The sequence below is a fragment of the Pyruvatibacter sp. genome, from assembly GCF_040219635.1.
In the GTDB taxonomy this organism is placed as follows: Bacteria; Pseudomonadota; Alphaproteobacteria; order CGMCC-115125; family CGMCC-115125; genus Pyruvatibacter.
On record NZ_JAVJSC010000001.1, the window covers coordinates 98,125 to 115,302 of the forward strand.

At 59.2% G+C, this 17,178-nt stretch carries 14 protein-coding genes; 8 read left to right on the forward strand and 6 right to left on the reverse strand.

The genetic code is table 11. From position 1 onward, the window contains the following. Positions 1 to 13: 13 nt before the first annotated feature. The 6 genes from sufC (at position 14) to RIB87_RS00455 (ending at position 4,701) form a co-directional block, all read left to right on the forward strand. A complete protein-coding gene (sufC, locus tag RIB87_RS00430; protein ID WP_350142341.1) occupies positions 14 to 763 on the forward strand; it encodes a Fe-S cluster assembly ATPase SufC in 750 nt (249 codons plus the stop codon). Positions 764 to 767: 4 nt separating this feature from the next. Then, positions 768 to 2,123 (forward strand): Fe-S cluster assembly protein SufD, encoded by a 1,356-nt coding sequence (gene sufD, locus RIB87_RS00435; protein WP_350142343.1) that lies wholly within the window; start codon positions 768 to 770, stop codon positions 2,121 to 2,123. Next, positions 2,120 to 3,382: a cysteine desulfurase gene (locus tag RIB87_RS00440; protein ID WP_350142345.1), complete on the forward strand. Its 1,263-nt coding sequence runs from the start codon at positions 2,120 to 2,122 to the stop codon at positions 3,380 to 3,382. The genes sufD and RIB87_RS00440 overlap by 4 nt, the downstream gene beginning before the upstream one ends. A gap of 27 nt (positions 3,383 to 3,409) precedes the next feature. Then, complete coding sequence (locus tag RIB87_RS00445) at positions 3,410 to 3,811, forward strand: SUF system Fe-S cluster assembly protein (protein ID WP_350142348.1); 402 nt, start codon at positions 3,410 to 3,412, stop codon at positions 3,809 to 3,811. Positions 3,812 to 3,885: 74 nt separating this feature from the next. Next, positions 3,886 to 4,263 carry a HesB/IscA family protein gene (locus tag RIB87_RS00450; protein WP_350142349.1) on the forward strand — a complete coding sequence of 126 codons (378 nt, stop codon included), beginning with the start codon at positions 3,886 to 3,888 and terminating at the stop codon, positions 4,261 to 4,263. A gap of 45 nt (positions 4,264 to 4,308) precedes the next feature. Then, the gene (locus tag RIB87_RS00455) at positions 4,309 to 4,701 is read left to right on the forward strand and encodes a TfoX/Sxy family protein (RefSeq protein ID WP_350142351.1); all 393 of its coding nucleotides are present in this window, start codon (positions 4,309 to 4,311) and stop codon (positions 4,699 to 4,701) included. Positions 4,702 to 4,736: 35 nt separating this feature from the next. On the opposite strand, the gene RIB87_RS00460 is transcribed toward RIB87_RS00455, so the two are convergent. The 3 genes from RIB87_RS00460 to RIB87_RS00470 form a co-directional block, all read right to left on the reverse strand. Then, positions 4,737 to 5,549, reverse strand: a complete 813-nt coding sequence (locus tag RIB87_RS00460; protein WP_350142353.1) for an enoyl-CoA hydratase/isomerase — start codon at positions 5,547 to 5,549, stop codon at positions 4,737 to 4,739. A 30-nt stretch (positions 5,550 to 5,579) separates the two neighbouring features. Then, the gene (locus RIB87_RS00465; protein WP_350142355.1) at positions 5,580 to 6,374 is read right to left on the reverse strand and encodes an enoyl-CoA hydratase-related protein; all 795 of its coding nucleotides are present in this window, start codon (positions 6,372 to 6,374) and stop codon (positions 5,580 to 5,582) included. Between the two features lie 156 nt (positions 6,375 to 6,530). Then, complete coding sequence (locus tag RIB87_RS00470; protein ID WP_350142357.1) at positions 6,531 to 7,574, reverse strand: GGDEF domain-containing protein; 1,044 nt, start codon at positions 7,572 to 7,574, stop codon at positions 6,531 to 6,533. 396 nt (positions 7,575 to 7,970) lie between these two features. Here RIB87_RS00470 and RIB87_RS00475 point away from each other — a divergent pair, with 396 nt between their 5' ends. Further along, the gene (locus tag RIB87_RS00475; protein WP_350142359.1) at positions 7,971 to 9,434 is read left to right on the forward strand and encodes a coniferyl aldehyde dehydrogenase; all 1,464 of its coding nucleotides are present in this window, start codon (positions 7,971 to 7,973) and stop codon (positions 9,432 to 9,434) included. 218 nt (positions 9,435 to 9,652) lie between these two features. Here RIB87_RS00475 and RIB87_RS00480 read toward each other — a convergent pair whose 3' ends face one another. The 3 genes from RIB87_RS00480 to parE all read right to left on the reverse strand — a co-directional run bounded on the left by RIB87_RS00480 (position 9,653) and on the right by parE (position 15,359). Beyond that, positions 9,653 to 11,047 (reverse strand): DUF1329 domain-containing protein, encoded by a 1,395-nt coding sequence (locus RIB87_RS00480; RefSeq protein WP_350142361.1) that lies wholly within the window; start codon positions 11,045 to 11,047, stop codon positions 9,653 to 9,655. 128 nt (positions 11,048 to 11,175) lie between these two features. Next, positions 11,176 to 12,864, reverse strand: a complete 1,689-nt coding sequence (locus tag RIB87_RS00485) for a DEAD/DEAH box helicase (RefSeq protein ID WP_350142363.1) — start codon at positions 12,862 to 12,864, stop codon at positions 11,176 to 11,178. Between the two features lie 437 nt (positions 12,865 to 13,301). Continuing rightward, positions 13,302 to 15,359: a DNA topoisomerase IV subunit B gene (parE, locus tag RIB87_RS00490; RefSeq protein WP_350142365.1), complete on the reverse strand. Its 2,058-nt coding sequence runs from the start codon at positions 15,357 to 15,359 to the stop codon at positions 13,302 to 13,304. A 186-nt stretch (positions 15,360 to 15,545) separates the two neighbouring features. Here parE and RIB87_RS00495 point away from each other — a divergent pair, with 186 nt between their 5' ends. Then, positions 15,546 to 16,859, forward strand: coding sequence for an NADH:flavin oxidoreductase/NADH oxidase family protein (locus tag RIB87_RS00495; protein WP_350142367.1), 1,314 nt, complete (start codon positions 15,546 to 15,548; stop codon positions 16,857 to 16,859). Positions 16,860 to 17,178 lie beyond the last annotated feature (319 nt).

The window sequence follows — 17,178 nt, forward strand, 5'->3', positions numbered from 1 at the left end:
GGAAAAAAGACACATGCTTGAAATCAAAAATCTGCACGTTGAAGTCGGCGGCAAGGCAATTCTCAAGGGGATTAACCTCACGCTGAAACCCGGTGAAGTACACGCGGTGATGGGGCCAAACGGCTCCGGCAAATCCACGCTGTCCTATGTGCTGGCGGGTCGCTCCGGCTATGACATCACCGAAGGCTCGATCACCTACAACGGCAAGGATCTTGCCGAGCTTGAGCCCAATGAGCGTGCTGCTGCCGGTGTGTTTCTGGCGTTCCAGTACCCCACAGAAGTTCCCGGCGTCACCACCATGACGTTCCTCAAAACGGCCCTCAATGCCGTGCGCGTTGCGCGTGGTGAGGAGGAACTGGACGCGGTGCGTTTCCTCAAGCTGGTGCGCGAAAAAGCCAAAAGCCTGAACATCACCGATGACATGCTGAAACGTCCGCTGAATGTGGGTTTTTCAGGCGGTGAGAAAAAGCGTGCTGAAACGCTGCAAATGGCGCTGCTGGAACCAACGCTGGCCATTCTGGACGAAACCGATTCAGGCCTTGATGTGGACGCCATGCGCGTGGTTGCAGAAGGCGTGAACGCGCTGCGCTCGCCTGAGCGCTCCATGCTGGTCATCACCCACTATCAGCGACTGCTCGATCACATTGTGCCTGACCAGGTGCACATTCTGGCAGGCGGAAAAATCGTAAAATCCGGCCCCAAGGAACTGGCGCTCGAAGTTGAAACCACCGGCTATGCCGGCATCACCAGCGACGCGGCCTGACACAATGTCAAGACCCGCACCTACACCTTTGCCCATCGAGACCGGCTTCGTTGACGCTCACGCTTCCGCGCGCCTTCCCGGCGCGGCTTGGCTTGGCGAGCTTCGTACCTCCGCCATCCGTACATTTGCCAATGACGGCCTGCCGCATCGGCGCGTTGAGGAGTACCGCTATTTTGACCTGCGCCAGATGCTGGCCAAGTCCGGCGCACTGACGCTGGCGCAGCACGGCAGTGCAGCGGCCGAGGTGTCTGACCCGGCAGCCCAGTTGTTTGAGGCCATTGACCGTCACGTGGCCGTGTTCGTGAACGGGCGCCTGGACGCAGCGCAGTCTGATCTTGATGGTTTGCCGAACGGGCTGACGATCACAAGTTTCGCGGATGCGGCAGAGGCACGTGACCCGTGGTTTGATAACGCACTTCAAAGTCACCATGCCACCAAAGACGTTTTGGATGCGTTGAACCTCGCCTATGCATCAGACGGCGCGGCTATACATGTTGCAGCAGGCACGAAAGTTGAAAAGCCGCTGGAGCTTGTCTGGCTGTCAACGGGCAACGCCAACGCGCATTACCATGCCCACAGTGTTGTGGTGGTGGAAGAGGGTGCCAACCTGACGTTGCTTGAAACTCGCAGCGACACGGCCACCACGCCGCTTTTTGCAACACTCGCCATGAGCGCCATTGTTGGTGATACGGCCAGCCTGCGTCACGTGGCCATCTATGCTGATGCCAAAGATGCTGTGCGCGTGGCGCAAAAGCGTGTGAGGCTTGGTGAGAGCACAAACTACAACACGCTGAGCCTTGCTGTTGGCGCCGGGCGTGCCCGCACCAGTGAGCGGGTTCATTTTGCAGGTGAAAACGCCAGTGCAAACATCAACGGCCTGTCGTTGCTGGGCAATGATGCCGTGATGGACAATACCCTGTTCATTGACCATGCCGTGCCCAACTGCCAAAGCGAAGAAACCTATCGCTATGTGCTGGACGACAAATCACGCGGCGTGTTTCAGGGCACAATTCTGGTGCGCGAACACGCCCAGAAGATTGACGCTCAGATGCAGGCCCGTGCATTGCTGATGTCACGCAAGGCCGAGATGGACAGCAAGCCGATGCTGGAAATCTATGCGGACGACGTGATCTGCGCCCACGGCTCGGCCATTGGCGAGCCGGACCAGGACGCTATATTTTACCTTATGAGCCGCGGCATCGACGAAAAAGCCGCCCGTGCACTTCTGGTGGCGGGTTTCCTTGATGACGTGGTGGACGGTTTTGACGACGGCGACATTGGCCTCGCGATCAAACACCTGCTGGCCCGGCGTCTTGGCGCACCAGAGGAAACCGCGACTGGTCTGGAGGCAGATGTATGACGGAAGCAGCGCAAATCATCCGTGAGGATACGCCGCACACGGCGTTTGACGTTGGGCGCGTCCGCGCCGACTTTCCCATTCTGTCGCGCGAAGTCTATGGCAAGCCGCTGGTCTATCTCGACAATGCGGCGTCGGCACAAAAGCCCGTTCAGGTGCTGGATGCGATCCGCAAGGCATACGCCGAAGACTATGCCAACGTGCATCGCGGATTGCATTTCCTCGCCAATGCGTCAACGCAGGCCTTCGAAGATGCGCGGGAAAAAGTCCGTGCGTTTTTGAATGCGCCGACCACGGACGAAATCATATTCACCAAGGGTGGCACCGAGGCAATGAACCTCGTGGCGCAGGGTTATCTGGCCCCGCGCATTCAGCCGGGCGATGAAATCATTTTGTCGGTGATGGAGCACCACTCCAACATTGTGCCTTGGCACTTCCTGCGCGAGCGGCAGGGTGCGGTGCTCAAATGGATACCCGTGCTGGACGATGGTTCGCTCGACATGGACGCCTATGAAAAGGCGCTTGGCCCCAGAACAAAGTTTGTCACCATCACGCATATGTCCAACGTGCTGGGAAGTGTGGTGGACGCCAAAAAGATCACCGACATGGCTCACGCGGTGGGCGCGGCAGTGCTGATTGACGGCTGTCAGGGCGCGGTGCATCTGGATGCCGACGTGCAGGCCATCGGCTGCGACTTCTATGTGATGACCGGCCACAAGCTCTACGGCCCCACCGGCATCGGCGCACTCTATGGTAAGGCGGAACTGCTCGCCGCCATGCAGCCCTATCAGGGCGGCGGCGAAATGATCCGCGAAGTGACGATGGACGCCATCTCTTATGGAGACGCGCCGCACAAGTTTGAGGCCGGCACGCCGCCAATCGTGCAGGCCATCGGTCTTGGTGCCGCCATTGATTATGTGGAACAGGTTGGCCGCGCCGCCGCCCGCGCACAGGAAGAAGATCTGATTACCTATGCAACCGCGCGGGTAAAAGACCTCAACTGGATCACCATTCACGGCACCATGCCGGGCAAGGGCGCGATCCTGTCATTCTCGGTCGAGGGCGCACACCCCCATGATGTGGCAACGATTGTGGACCGCTCAGGTGTTGCCATTCGCGCCGGCCAGCATTGTGCCGAGCCGCTGATGGCCCATATGGGTGTCACCGGCACGGCGCGCGCGTCGTTTGCCATGTATAATACCCGCAGCGACGTGGATGCTTTTGTTGAGGCGCTTGAAAAAGCGCGTGAGTTTCTTGGCTAGCCAGATGCCCCCTGGAGGGGTGAGCAGATGAACGACACAGTTAGCGATAATGTTACGCCAGCGGAAGATGCGCCATCGGCAACCGCGCCCAACATCCAGGCATCCGCGATTCCGCCAGAGGAACTCGACGCCCTGACGGATGATCTGATCGGCGCGATCAAGACCGTGTATGACCCGGAAATCCCGGTTGATATTTATGAACTCGGTCTGATCTACAAAATTGACGTGTCAGACGACCGTGACATTGAAGTGGACATGACGTTGACCGCGCCCGGCTGTCCGGTAGCAGGCGAAATGCCGCAATGGGTGTCAGACGCGATCAGTTCGGTTGATGGTGTGGGCGACGTGAAGGTCAACCTGGTGTTTGACCCGCCATGGACCCCCGAACGTATGTCGGATGAAGCCAAAGTAGCGCTCAACATGTTCTGATTGGTTTCGTGCCCGGCTTGAAACGGGCCCGCGCGGTAAGCACATGACAAGGACGCAAGCGAGAGAGTAGGAAAATGGCAGGACAGGTAATAACGCTCACAGACAAGGCCGCCGACCGGATCAAGGCAATCATCGCCAAATCCGACGAGCCGATTGTAGGCGTGCGTCTTGGCCTTGAGAACGCAGGCTGCGCAGGCATGGCCTACAAGCTGGACTATGCGAGCGAAACCGCACCGCTTGACGAGGTTGTGACGGACAAGGGCGTGACAATTCTGATCGACGCAAAATCCATCCTGTTTTTGCTCGGCATGGAAATGGACTACGAAGAAACCAAGCTGCGCTCAGGCTTCGTGTTCAACAACCCCAACCAGACCGACGCCTGCGGCTGCGGTGAAAGCGTGACGCTGACGGCTGCCAAACCGGCACCAATTCAGGAAACAGCGCCGCAATAATCCCGCGCTTCCAGGGCGCAGCGTGACTGTGGCACAGTCACGCTCATGGCCTCACACTCTGAATACACTAATTTTCTGCTTGAGCTTCTGCATCCGCTCGGGCCTGTAACCGCGCGCCGCATGTTTGGCGGTGCGGGGCTGTTTGCGGACGGGCTGATGTTTGCACTCATCGCCGACGACGTCGTGTATTTCAAGGTGGATGACCAAAACCGTCCGGCCTTCGAGGCGGAAGGCATGAATCCATTCACGTATGAATCCAAAGCCGGCAAGCGCGGTGTCATGGCGTATTGGCAGGTGCCGGAGCGGTTGTTTGATGAGCCTGACGAGTTTGTGGCCTGGGCGCGGGATGCTGTGAGCGTGGCGCTGCGGGCCGATGCGGCCAAGCCGCCTTCGCAACGAAAAATGAAAGCGGCAACAAAAAAGGCGGCGGGCATTTAAGCCCACCGCCCTTTTGTTTTGCGCATGGTGCCAGATCAGTTGCCTTTGAACTGCGCCGGGCGTTTTTCAAGAAACGCCTTAACGCCCTCCTTGAAGTCTTCCGTGCGGCCGGCTTCACGCTGCAACCAGCGCTCTTTATCAAGCTGCTCCTCGTAGGTGTTGTCGAAACTGTCGGCGTAGGCTTCGCGGATCAGGCCAAGCGTGCGCGTGGGACCGGCAGCCAGATCATGCGCCAGCTTCATCGCCTCGCCCATCAGCGCGTCGTCTTCATACACACGGTTGATAAGGCCCCAGTTGAGCGCTGTATCGGCAGGCAGTTTCTCGCCCAGCAACGAAAGTTCCTTGGCGCGTGCAACGCCGATGAGCCGTGGCAGCAGGTATGTAGAGCCACCGTCGGGCACCAGACCAATGCGGCGGAATGCCTGCAGGAAATACGATGACTTGCCGGCCAGCACCATATCGCCCATCAGGGCAAAGCTCATGCCGACGCCCGCAGCCGGGCCGTTGACGGCTGTAATAAACGGCATCTTCAGTTTGCGGATCTTGCGCAAAATCGGGTGATATTTTTGCTCCAGCGCCTGGCCCGCATCGGGCTGCGCGTTGGAGCGCTGCTCGCCCGGGCGCTCGCCCGGTCGGCCACCGGCAAGGTTGGCGCCAGCGCAAAAGCCACGGCCTTCGCCGGTCATCACCACGCAGCGCACGCCGTTGTCGGGTGTATCAATCCACTCAAGCGCATCCGCCAGCCCTTCGAGCATGTCCGGCGAAACGGCATTGAGGGCGGCTGGGTCGTTGAGGGTGAGGACGGCCACGGTGCCATCCATATCGACTTTGACTTTGTTGAAGTCCATTGGTGTTTCTCCCGGTTGCGAGTTTGTTTTTCAGCGTGTGAAATTGGGCGCGCGCTTCTGCATGAAAGCCGACACACCCTCAACAAAATTGGGGTGGTTGCCGCGTCGCCGCTGGGTCTCTTTTTCAAGGTCCAGTTGTGCGGCCAGATCATTGTCGTAAGTGGCGTCCAGCACCTTCTTGATGTCGGCGAACGCTTCTGTCGGTCCGGCGGCCAGCTTCTGCGCATAGGCCATGGCCTCATCCATCAGCTTGTCGTCTTCAACGCAGGCCCAGATCAGCCCCCAGTCAGCAGCCTGCTCGGCGGAAAGTTTGTCGCCGCTCATGGCCAGCGCCCGCGTGCGCGCCTGCCCGATGAGACGCGGCATAAAATATGTCACCCCGCAGTCAGGCACCAATGCGAGCTTGGGGCCGAACACCTGCACGAAGCTCGCCGACTTTGCCGCGAACACGATGTCGCCCGCCAGCGCCAGCCCCACGCCGCCGCCGGCCGCAATGCCGTTGACCGCGCAAATCACCGGCTTGGGGAACTCGGCAATTTCACGGATCATCGGGTTGAAGCCGATTTCCATGCCATGTGCCACGCCGTCGCCAACGGTGGCAGCGTCCGGTGCTTCAAAGCCTGCGGCCAGATCAGCCCCGGCACAAAAGCCTCGTCCCGCCCCGGTAATAACCAGCGCACCCATTGCAGCGTCATCCCGCACGGTGCGCAACGCAGCGCGCATTTCCACAAGCAGTTGCGGGTTCATGCTGTTGAGCACGTCGGCCCGGTTCAGCGTGATAACGGCAACGCCGGTGTCGTGGCGGTCCAGCGTAATCATGTCCATAGGGGTATGCCTCCGGCGCGTGTTGGTTTGCGCGAGACAATAAAGGGCAGGCGTTCCCCGTCAAACGGTCACGCTGCGCAAAAGCTGCTCTATTTGGTGCAAGTCACGCCAGGCCGGATTTGACGTAGCGTCACCCAGCCTGGATGCGCAGGCCGTCTAGCTGGCAATCGCTTCCAGGTCGCGGCTGACTTCCCACTTCACCTGGTTGCGGCCCGCATGTTTGGCAGAATAAAGACATGCGTCAGCCCGCTTGATGAGGTCGCCGGCGCTCTCGCCAGGCTCAAAAAGAGCGACGCCAAACGACATGGTGACGGCACCCAGGTTTTCGCCGGTGGATTTTTTCACCAGTTCCTTGCTCTCAATCGTCCGCCGCACTTCGTCCGCCAGCTTCACGCCGTCAGTAATTTCAGTGTGGGGCAGAATGAGTGCAAACTCCTCGCCGCCATAACGTGCCGGCTTGAGCGGATCCTTGACATGGTGGCGCATACACTGGGCCACCAGTTTCAACACCTGGTCACCGGTCTGGTGCCCATACGTGTCGTTGAACTTCTTGAAGTGGTCGATGTCACCCAGCACAAGCGTGAAGGCAGAGCCGTCAGCCGTAGCGTTGGCCATGCACGCGGCAACCGTTTCGTCAAAGTTACGGCGGTTCGCAAGGCCGGTGAGTTGGTCGGTCAGTGACTCGGTGCGGATTTCTTCCATGTTGGTGCGAAGCTGCGTCACTTCGGCTTTGCTTTCCTGCAGACGCGCTTCAAGCTGCTTGCTGCGGCTTTCCATTGTCTTGGTGGCGGTCACAAGCGTTTCCATCAGCACGCGCACTTCAGCAGGCGAGCGTTCGCCATCAAGGGCCGCGGACACATCGCTCAATGAAGCGCCGTATGCGCCCGTATCCTTGGTGGCGGATTCCAACATCTGCATGACGCCGGACAGTTCATCTTCCAGCTTGCCGCCCATTTCAAGAATGGCACTGTCGGATTTTGCCGGTGACATGTATTTGGAGCGAACCGTCTTCAAAGACGTGTCGTCGAGCGGCGTACCGGTCTCCGCAAGCTTTTCAATCTCGCGGTTGAGGCCGGGGTTTGCGCCCGACGCCACCGTGTACCAAAGCTCATAGTTGTCGGGCGTCGGGTCCAGCGCGCGCTGTGCGAGTTCGGCCATGGCCTTTTCAGCCAATGCCTTTGGATCTGTCGTATCGCTCATCGTCGTCACAGGCCAACCCCCAAAATCGTCATGCATCAAGGCCGTTTATCGGCTCTTTTGCTGCTGCCTCCTGTCAGCAACCGGCACGCGAGAAACGCACCGGGCACCGCCGGGAGGCTTTTTCAATGAGGTGTTATACGGTTTGCGCCTTAAAACCGGGTTAAACCAAGCGCGTTCTATTCCCCGCGATTCGCTGTAAAACCGCGGGTTTTGCGGGCGCGCGCGGCGGTTCTCGCAACTTGCGGGGAAGCCGGATATAGTCTCGTTCAGAATTGTGGCATGTGTCTGAGACGTCAGGGTTTTTGCCTGCGGGCAGATACTGCCGCCAGTCAAAAAGACATATGCAAATAGCGGCGGAAACTTATTGATCCGCCGTTCAAAAACGAGGAGACCACCATGAGTGCAGTGGAGCAGACCCCCGACACCTCCAACACGGATGCTGTGTCAGATGGCATTCGCGCCATTCTGGACGCCCAGAAAAAAGCTCACATCACCGAAGGCCCCGCCAGCGTGAAGCGCCGCAAGGACTGGATCGACCGCTCCATCGCGCTGCTGGTGGACAACAAGGACGAGATCGTTGAAGCGCTGATGGCAGACTTTGGCAACCGCGCCCCTGTTGCCTCGCTGATGACGGATGTCATGGGTTCTATCGGGCCGCTCGACCACGCCAAAAAGCATATGGAAAAGTGGATGCGCCCTGAAAAGCGCAAGCTGCAGTTCCCGCTTGGCCTGCTGGGCGCCAAGGCCCATGTGGAATATCAGCCGCTGGGCACCATCGGCATTATTTCCCCGTGGAACTTCCCGTTCAACCTCACCTTTGCCCCGCTCGCAGGTGTGTTTGCTGCGGGCAACCGTGCGATGATCAAGCCCTCAGAGTTTACGCCTGCGTGCTCCGAACTGATGGCGAAGATGTTCCGTCAGGCCTATGACGAAACCGAAGTGGCCGTCATTACGGGTGGCCCGGCTGTGGGCGAAGCATTCTCCAAGCAGCCGTTTGACCACTTGCTGTTCACCGGCGCTGGCTCCATCGCCAAACATGTGATGCGCGCCGCCTCAGAAAATCTGGTCCCCGTCACCCTTGAACTGGGCGGCAAGTCCCCGGTGATTGTCGGCCGCGATGCCGACATTGACGATGTGGCGGCCCGTGTAATGACCGGCAAGACCCTCAACGCAGGCCAGATCTGCCTGGCACCGGATTATGTCATGGTGCCCGAAGAAAAAGCAGACGCGTTTGTGGCCGGTGCCCAGAAGGCGGTAACGAAAATGTTCCCGACCATGAAGGACAACCCGGACTACACCTCCATCATCAACGACCGCCACTACGACCGCCTCACCGGCTATATCGCCGACGCCAAGGCGAAGGGCGCTGATGTCATCGAGATCAACCCGGCCAATGAGGACTTCTCTCAGCAGCCCTACAACAAGATTCCGCCGACCATCATCAAGAACCCCACCGAAGACATGAAAGTCCTGCAGGACGAAATCTTCGGCCCGGTGCTGCCGATGAAAACCTACAAGGATGTGTCGGAAACACTTGAGTATGTGAACTCAAAGGACCGTCCGCTCGGCCTGTATTACTTTGGCAAGGATGCGGACGAAGAGCGCCGCGTGCTGGACAACACCACGTCCGGCGGCGTGACAGTGAACGACGTGATTATGCATGTGTCGATGGAAGACCTGCCCTTTGGCGGTGTCGGCCCGTCGGGCATGGGCAGCTATCACGGCGTTGACGGGTTCAAGACCTTCAGCCACGCCAAAGCCGTGTATCACCAGGCTAAAGCCAAGATGGTGGCTGAAATGTTCCGCCCGCCTTACGACGACAAGAAGCGCAAGCGCGTGCTGTCGATGATCAAGAAGTAGCGCAAGCCATACGATCCAAGTTAGAAGGGCGGCCCTGTTTATGGGGCCGCCCTTTTTCGTGCGAGGTTCACACGATGGAAATAGAGACTGAGCGCCTGCTCCTGCGGCAGTTCCGGCAGAGCGACATTGATGCCTATGCCCGGATGCTGTCGGATGAAGACACCATGCGGGCATAGGTGGCCGTGACGCGCGCACCATAGTCAGAGCGCGGCTATGCGCTACCGCCCGATCGTGCGGATGGTCTGCGGCGTGTAGCGGTTCTCATCCAGTTCGGTCGCAAAATAATTGATGGGTTCTTCCTCGTTGATGAGGCCCACTGCCAGATACCGCCCGTTGTTGAAGTCATAGACGCCGTTCATGCTCGTGGCACACACGGGCACATGATAGGCGGTGGTTGGATACAACTCCTGCACGCGCCACAATTCGCCACGAGCGTCATACAGTTCAGCGGCAACAATGTTCCATGTGTCCTCGTTTTGATAAAACACACGGCGATCATAAATGTGCCTGGCGCTGGGCTTGAGCGAGGCTTCCGTCACCCACACCCGGTGGCGCTCATAACGCACATAGTCCGGGTTGAGATGACGCGGGCGCACAAGGTCATCGTATTTCAACTCGTCAGAATGAAGTTTGTAGTTGTTATACGGAATATATGCCTCACGCTTGCCCAGCGTCGTCCAGGTGTAGCGGTCCGGCGCACCGTTGAAGCCGCCAAACGCATCGGCCGTCGAAGCACCGTCTGTGTTGGTGCCGGGGTTGTCATAGGCAATGTTCGGGGCGCGGCGCACCCGGCGCGTACCTGGCGAATACTGCCATGCCTTGCGCGGGTCTGACAGACGGTTGAGCGTCTCGTGCACCAGAATGACGTTGCCCGCAACACGTACCGGCGACAACGTGTGCAGAATGTACAGCGCCATGATGTTGTCGAGCCCGGCAGCGGTTTTGATCGACGGATCGTTCCACCGCACAATCGCATCATCTTCCGCTGCGTAGCGAATATAGTCGCCGCCGGAGGTGGGAATGATAGCCGCAAACTGCCGGCTGATCTTGTGATTGGCAAACCCCAGCATGTGGTTCCACAGGATTTCATACCCCGAGTTGGGAATGGGGAAGGGTTTGCCCATGATTGCACCGTCCACCCCGTTGCCACCATCGGTCAGAACGCCGGTCAGCGCGTTTTTGCGATTAGCCTCATACACAAACTCTGGCTGTGCACAGCTACGGTGCGACGGATACACATTCATTTTGAACGTATCGCCATAACGCTCCAGCAGTGCCTTGTGCGTGCCGGTCAACAGGTCGCCATGCTGGCCCATATTGTCGCGCGTGATGGTGAACTTGATGGTGTCGCCCGCATACGGGTCGGGAAGGTGCATTCCTTCGCTGTAGGTAATGCCTGCGGGAACGCCCGACAGCCCACCCGTCCACGCGGGAATGGTGCCATCCGCATTGCCGGCGCGCTCAGAGCCCAGCGGCGTCAGATCCTGGTCCAGACGTTTCGCCATATCGGCGGGGACGGCTGCAACAGCTCCGGCGGTCAGCATAAATGCTGCCAACACGATGGCGGAACCTGTTACCGCTGCTGCACGCCTGAAAACGGACCAAACACTCATACCTGTACTCTCCCTGATGCACGCCGTATGCGCGTGCTTGGCAGAGATAGTAGGGGGCGCTTACAACGGGCGTCCAGTGAAGTTTTGTACAGAAAACGGCAATAGTTTGCCGCGCAGTGCCGAGCTGGCTAGGCTGCGTCGCTTTCAGTTTCCTCAGCGTCAGAAGCTGTTTTTGTGTCCGCCGGTGCATCGGATTTGCGGATCGGCCGCAGGATAAATGCTGGTACATGGTCGCCCATGCCAATCACCCGGTCCCGCTGGCCCCGGCTCCCACTATCACGACTCCCGGTTTCACGGTCACCACCATCGCGCTTGTTGTCACGGGTTTTTCCGCGTGACCGCTGGCGGGAGGCTCCGTCGGATTTCTCCGTACCCGGCTCATCTGCCTTGGCGGTTTCTGCACGAGCATCAGCACCTGTATCAGCGGTTTCAGTCTCCCCGGCACTTTCTGACACGCCATCCGTTTCCGCAGCACGCGCTCGCTGACCACGCCCACGTCCCCGGCCGCCACGACGGCGACCACGGCTGCGCGTGTTGGTGGATGTCTCATCGTCACTCTCACCTGCACCCTCTTTTGCAGGGGGCGTTCCTGGTGAAGCATCATCGTGATCAGCGTCTGACGCATCCGCATTCGCGGGCACATCATCCTTCGCCGTGCCGACCAGCGCCTCGGCCTGTGCTGGTACTTCACTCGCAGCCTGGGCATCGCTGCCAATCTTGGCGATCGACTTCTCGATCAGCTTTTCAACGGCATCCAGATACTTTTTGTCGTCCGGCGTTACCAGCGTGAACGCAGCGCCATCACGGCCCGCGCGGCCAGTGCGGCCAATGCGGTGCACATAGTCTTCCGGATGAGTTGGCACATCATAGTTGAACACATGGCTGACCTCTGGAATGTCCAGCCCGCGTGCGGCCACATCACTGGCGACCAACAGCTTAAGTTCGCCGTCACGGAACGCATTGAGCGTCCGTGTGCGGACGGACTGGTCGAGATCGCCGTGAATGGGAGATGCATCAAGCCCGCTTTTTTTCAGAGCGCGCGCCACAATGTCCACGTCGCGTTTGCGATTGCAGAAGATGATGGCGTTCTTGATGTTTTCTGTCTTGATGAGGTCTGTCAGCATTCCGCGTTTCTCGCGGCTGCCACATGGCACAATGCGCTGAGTGATTTTTTCCGCCGTCGTTGAGGCGCGCGCCACTTCGATGCGGGCAGGGGCCTGCATGAAGTTGTTGGCAAGATTCTCGATTTCCGGAGGCATGGTGGCGGAAAACAGCATTGTCTGCCGGGTAAACGGAATGAGTTTGCAGATACGCTCAATGTCCGGGATGAAGCCCATGTCCAGCATCCGGTCAGCTTCGTCAATCACCAGGGTCTGCACCCCGGTCAGCATCAGCTTGCCGCGTTCCACATGGTCCAGCAGCCGACCCGGCGTGGCGATCAGCACATCAACACCGCGATCAAGTTTCTTGTCCTGATCGCCGAACGATACGCCGCCGATCAGCAGCGCCATGGAGAGTTTGTGGTACTTGCCGTATTTCTCAAAGTTTTCGGCAACCTGGGCAGCCAGCTCGCGCGTCGGCTCCAGAATGAGCGAGCGCGGCATCCGCGCCTTTGCGCGGCCCTGAGACAGGCGTTCAATCATCGGCAGGGTGAAAGAGGCTGTCTTGCCGGTGCCGGTCTGAGCAATGCCCAGAATGTCTCGGTCGGCGAGTGCCTTTGGAATAGCCTGCGCCTGAATTGGCGTGGGCTCGGAATAGCCAGCTTCGTGGATGGCTTTCAGCAGGTCGGCGTTAAGGCCGAAATCGTCAAATGTCATAAAGTCTCGTTTCATTGGGGACGGGCGGGCCGCTTTTCTCAGATCAGAAAAAAGCAGAACCGGGGGCGTCAATCTCAGGGTCCGATGTGCGAGGATGCCGGGCGTATTCCCGCAGTCTCGCCGGACGTTTGAAGAAAGCGCCGCGCTCGGTAGCGGCGCGCGAATAGAGCAACGGAACCAATTTCCGGGTGCTCTCAAACAGAAGCGGACACGATGCGCTTTTTACGCTGCGGGCCAGCCCTCGTGGTGTTTGGTTGCAGTTGCGCAACAAACCAACAAGACGGCAACACACCTCTATTTGCGCTGCAACATAAGAAAAAACGCCGGATTGTCAATGGATTAGAAGTCTTCAGAATGCAGGGCAGCTTTCCACTGCGTGCTTTTGGTCACATTTCGCCTGCGCAAAACAGCGCCGCTACCGGCCCAAAACTGTGCTGTTAGATGTCCAGATCGGTGGCAAATTCGGCATTTTCCTGGATAAACCTGAAACGCAATTCAGGCTTTGTGCCCATCAGTTCATTCACCCGCGTCGCGGTGTCTTCGGCATCGTCGGCGGGAATCATCACTTGCAGCAGCGTGCGATAGCCGGGGCGCATGGTGGTCTCTTTCAACTGCGCGGGCAGCATTTCGCCAAGTCCCTTGAAGCGGCTGATTTCAAACTTCTGGTTTTTCTTGAACTCGTCTTCCAGCAGCCGGTCTTTATGCGCGTCATCCACCGCGTACATGGTCTTGCCGCCCTGGGCGATGCGGTAAAGCGGCGGAACTGCCAGATACAAGTGTCCGTTGGCAATGAGCTGCGGCATTTCCTGATAGAAGAACGTGATGAGCAGGGTTGCGATGTGCGCACCATCCACATCAGCGTCGGTCATTATGATGATTTTTTCATAGCGCAGATCTTCGTCGCGATAGCGCGTGCCGGTCTGCACGCCGAGCGCGAGAATGAGATCGGAAATCTGCTGGTTCTGGGCCTGCTTGGCGCTGGTGGCACTGGCCACGTTCAGGATTTTGCCACGCAACGGTAAAATCGCCTGCGTCTTGCGATCGCGCGCCTGCTTGGCAGAGCCACCGGCTGAATCGCCCTCAACAATAAAAAGCTCCGAGCCCGCAGCACTCGCATTGGTGCAGTCAGCCAGCTTGCCGGGCAGGCGCAACTTGCGGGTGGCCGCCTTGCGCGACACTTCCTTTTCCTGCCGCCGACGCAGGCGCTCATCCGCCCGGTCAATCACCCAGTCAAGCAGGCGTGAAGCCTGCTGCGGCTTGGCCGCAAGCCAGGTGTCAAAATGGTCGCGCAGCACCGTCTCCACCAGCCGCTGGGCGGAGGCCGACGACAATTTCTCTTTGGTTTGTCCCTGAAACTCCGGCTCACGAATAAACACCGAGAGCATGATGCAGGCCGTGCCCATCACATCGTCAGCGGTAATTGCCTGCGCCTTCTTGACGTTGGTCAGGTCGCCATAGGCTTTAAGCGCCTTGGACAGCGCCGCGCGAAGACCAGCCTCGTGGGTGCCGCCGTCAACGGTGGGAATGGTGTTGCAGTACGAATTGCAAAAGCCATCGTCATTGCCGAGCCACGCAATGGCCCACTCAACAGTGCCCTGTGTACCCTTGGCCTTGAGCTTTCCCGAAAACGGTTCGGCAGTCACAGTCTGTTTGCCATCAATTGTGGCCGCCAGATAGTCCGCAAGGCCACCGGGAAAGTGCAGCGTTTCCTGCGCGGGCGTTTGCGTGGCGTCGCCCAACAGCGCCGGGTCGCAGGACCAGCGGATTTCAACACCGCCAAACAGATAGGCCTTTGAACGTGCCATCCGGTAGAGGCGGGCAGGCTTGAACGTGGCACCCGCACCAAAAATATCCGGGTCCGGACGAAACGACACTGTCGTGCCGCGCCGGTTCGGGGCCTTGCCGACATTTTGCAGTTTCGTTACCGGATGACCGCGTTCGAAGCTCTGACGATACAACTGCCGGTCGCGGGCTACTTCCACGTCCAGCCGCTCTGCGAGGGCATTCACCACAGACACGCCTACGCCATGCAACCCGCCTGAGGTCTCATATACCTTGTCGGAAAACTTTCCGCCCGCGTGCAGCGTCGTGAGGATAACTTCCAGCGCTGACTTGTCCTTGAACTTGGGGTGCGGATCAACCGGGATGCCGCGCCCGTTATCAGTGACGGACAGTGTTCCGTCTGCAGCAAAATGCACGTCAATGCGGTTGGCATGGCCCGCCACGGCCTCGTCCATGGAGTTGTCCAGAACCTCGGCAAACAGGTGATGCAGCGCCCGATCGTCGGTGCCACCGATATACATGCCCGGCCGACGCCGCACCGGCTCCAGCCCTTCCAGCACCTCGATATCGCTGGCGGAATAGCCGCTGCTGTCTGTGCTCGATGATGACGCGTCTTTTGCAGCCGCCTTGCGCGCGGGGGCTTTTGCGGCGGGTGTCTCAAACAGATCGGGCGCGTCGGCAGACGCTGCGGGTTTCTTCTTGGCGCGGGCCATGCGGCTCCATCCGGGCGGAGTCGGGCAGGGCAGAAGCAGCTTTAGGCTTCTGCTGGTGCCGTGTGTCGACGTGGAAAATGATTCGTATCCTAGTTTACACCCGCTGGCGCTATGGGCGCGCGGTGGGGGTAATGTTTTCTGCTAACGTGCTGCCCATCTGATCCATTTTTGCTCAAAGGCGATACCATGCCCGATATAAATATCTCGTCCCCCCTGACGCTGCCATGTGGCGCCGTTCTGAAAAACCGCATTGCCAAGGGCGCAATGACGGAAGGGCTGGCTGACCCGCTCAACCGTGCAACGGATCGCCATGTGCGGCTTTACCAGCGCTGGGCAGATGGCGGGTCGGGTATGTTGCTGACCGGCAATGTGCAGGTGGACGGTCGCTACCTTGAGCGGCCCGGCAATGTGGTAATCGAAGGGCCTCAGTCCAACGAACAGCTTTCAGCCCTGGCCGCATATGCGCAGGCCGGCACGCGCAACGGTACTCATCTGTGGATGCAGCTTTCCCATGCGGGCCGCCAGACACCCGCCGCGGTGAGCAGCGAACCGGTGGCACCGTCGGCAATCGAAGTCAAAATGCCTGGCGGCCAGTTCGGCAAGCCGCGCGCGCTCACGGGCGATGAAATACGTGACATCATTCAGCGCTTCGCCTTTGCCGCAGGCGTTGCAAGGGATACCGGCTTCACCGGCGTGCAGGTGCACGCGGCGCACGGTTACCTGATTTCCGAGTTTTTGAACCCGCTGGTCAATCAGCGTGCGGACGAATGGGGCGGTTCGCTTGAAAACCGGGCGCGGTTGCTGATGGAAACCGTCAAGGCAGTGCGCGCGACGGTGGGAGCCGCGTTCCCCATTTCGGTGAAACTCAACTCGTCTGACTTTCAAAAGGGCGGTTTCAGCCATACGGATTCAATCCAGGTGGCCCGGTGGCTGGATGAAGCAGGCCTTGATCTGCTGGAAGTCTCCGGCGGTAACTATGAGCAGCCGGTGATGATGGACACCGAAGGCTTTGAGCCGGTGTACGAGGAGAAAGTGCGCTCCTCCACCCGCAAACGCGAAGCCTACTTTCTGGAATATGCCTCGGACATGGCCAAGGCCGTCAAAAACACGCCGCTCATGGTGACAGGCGGGTTCCGCACGGTTGACGCCATGAACGAAGCGCTTGTGTCCGGCGATGCAGACGTTGTGGGCATTGCCCGCCCGCTATGTGTTGACGCTGCGATTGCGCAAAAGATGCTGGATGGTGAAGTCACTGAAGCCAAAAAATGGGAAAAGACATTTCGCCTTGGGCCGACCCGTTTTCTGGGGCCGAACAGCCCTATTGATTTGTTCCGGGGCCTCAACGCCTGGGGTGCGCAGGGCTGGTATTGCCTTCAGTTGATCCGCATGGGCGAAGGGCTGGAGCCGGATACCGGCATGAGCACATTCAAGGCGTTGCGAAAATATATGGGCAATGAGCAGAAAACCGCCAAGGCCATGAATGCGGCGCGTGCAGCGTAAGACATTGGCTTGCTCCCTGTCGCATCCCCGGACTTGATCCGGGGTCCATGCGCATACGCTGTGCAGGTGATGGTTTGCGGGCCAACTCCGGATCAGGTCCGCAGCAGCGCCTGCCGGGGCTCCCAAAAAAGCGACGACCCCGCCTTGGTGGATGCAGCGCATCTCGCGGGGCCGTCTTTTTGGGAGTGGGTCTCCCGCCCTTAGCCATTGGGCCGGGCATATATCAAGGCACTGACAACGTGCGCGTGCGGATGGCTGCTGCCATGCGACCAGACGATGATCTGCGGAACCAAGTTGAGTTCCCGCTCCGGGTGCCGGG

Excerpts from the sequence above, each read along its gene's own strand:
- sufD (WP_350142343.1), top strand. The coding sequence starts at position 768 with ATGTCAAGACCCGCACCTACACCTTTGCCCATCGAGACCGGCTTCGTT.
- RIB87_RS00440 (WP_350142345.1), top strand. The coding sequence starts at position 2,120 with ATGACGGAAGCAGCGCAAATCATCCGTGAGGATACGCCGCACACGGCG.
- parE (WP_350142365.1), bottom strand. The coding sequence starts at position 15,359 with ATGGCCCGCGCCAAGAAGAAACCCGCAGCGTCTGCCGACGCGCCCGAT.
- RIB87_RS00465 (WP_350142355.1), bottom strand. The coding sequence starts at position 6,374 with ATGGACATGATTACGCTGGACCGCCACGACACCGGCGTTGCCGTTATC.
- RIB87_RS00450 (WP_350142349.1), top strand. The coding sequence starts at position 3,886 with ATGGCAGGACAGGTAATAACGCTCACAGACAAGGCCGCCGACCGGATC.
- RIB87_RS00485 (WP_350142363.1), bottom strand. The coding sequence starts at position 12,864 with ATGACATTTGACGATTTCGGCCTTAACGCCGACCTGCTGAAAGCCATC.
- RIB87_RS00480 (WP_350142361.1), bottom strand. The coding sequence starts at position 11,047 with ATGAGTGTTTGGTCCGTTTTCAGGCGTGCAGCAGCGGTAACAGGTTCC.
- RIB87_RS00460 (WP_350142353.1), bottom strand. The coding sequence starts at position 5,549 with ATGGACTTCAACAAAGTCAAAGTCGATATGGATGGCACCGTGGCCGTC.
- RIB87_RS00495 (WP_350142367.1), top strand. The coding sequence starts at position 15,546 with ATGCCCGATATAAATATCTCGTCCCCCCTGACGCTGCCATGTGGCGCC.
- RIB87_RS00455 (WP_350142351.1), top strand. The coding sequence starts at position 4,309 with ATGGCCTCACACTCTGAATACACTAATTTTCTGCTTGAGCTTCTGCAT.
- RIB87_RS00470 (WP_350142357.1), bottom strand. The coding sequence starts at position 7,574 with ATGAGCGATACGACAGATCCAAAGGCATTGGCTGAAAAGGCCATGGCC.
- RIB87_RS00445 (WP_350142348.1), top strand. The coding sequence starts at position 3,410 with ATGAACGACACAGTTAGCGATAATGTTACGCCAGCGGAAGATGCGCCA.
- sufC (WP_350142341.1), top strand. The coding sequence starts at position 14 with ATGCTTGAAATCAAAAATCTGCACGTTGAAGTCGGCGGCAAGGCAATT.
- RIB87_RS00475 (WP_350142359.1), top strand. The coding sequence starts at position 7,971 with ATGAGTGCAGTGGAGCAGACCCCCGACACCTCCAACACGGATGCTGTG.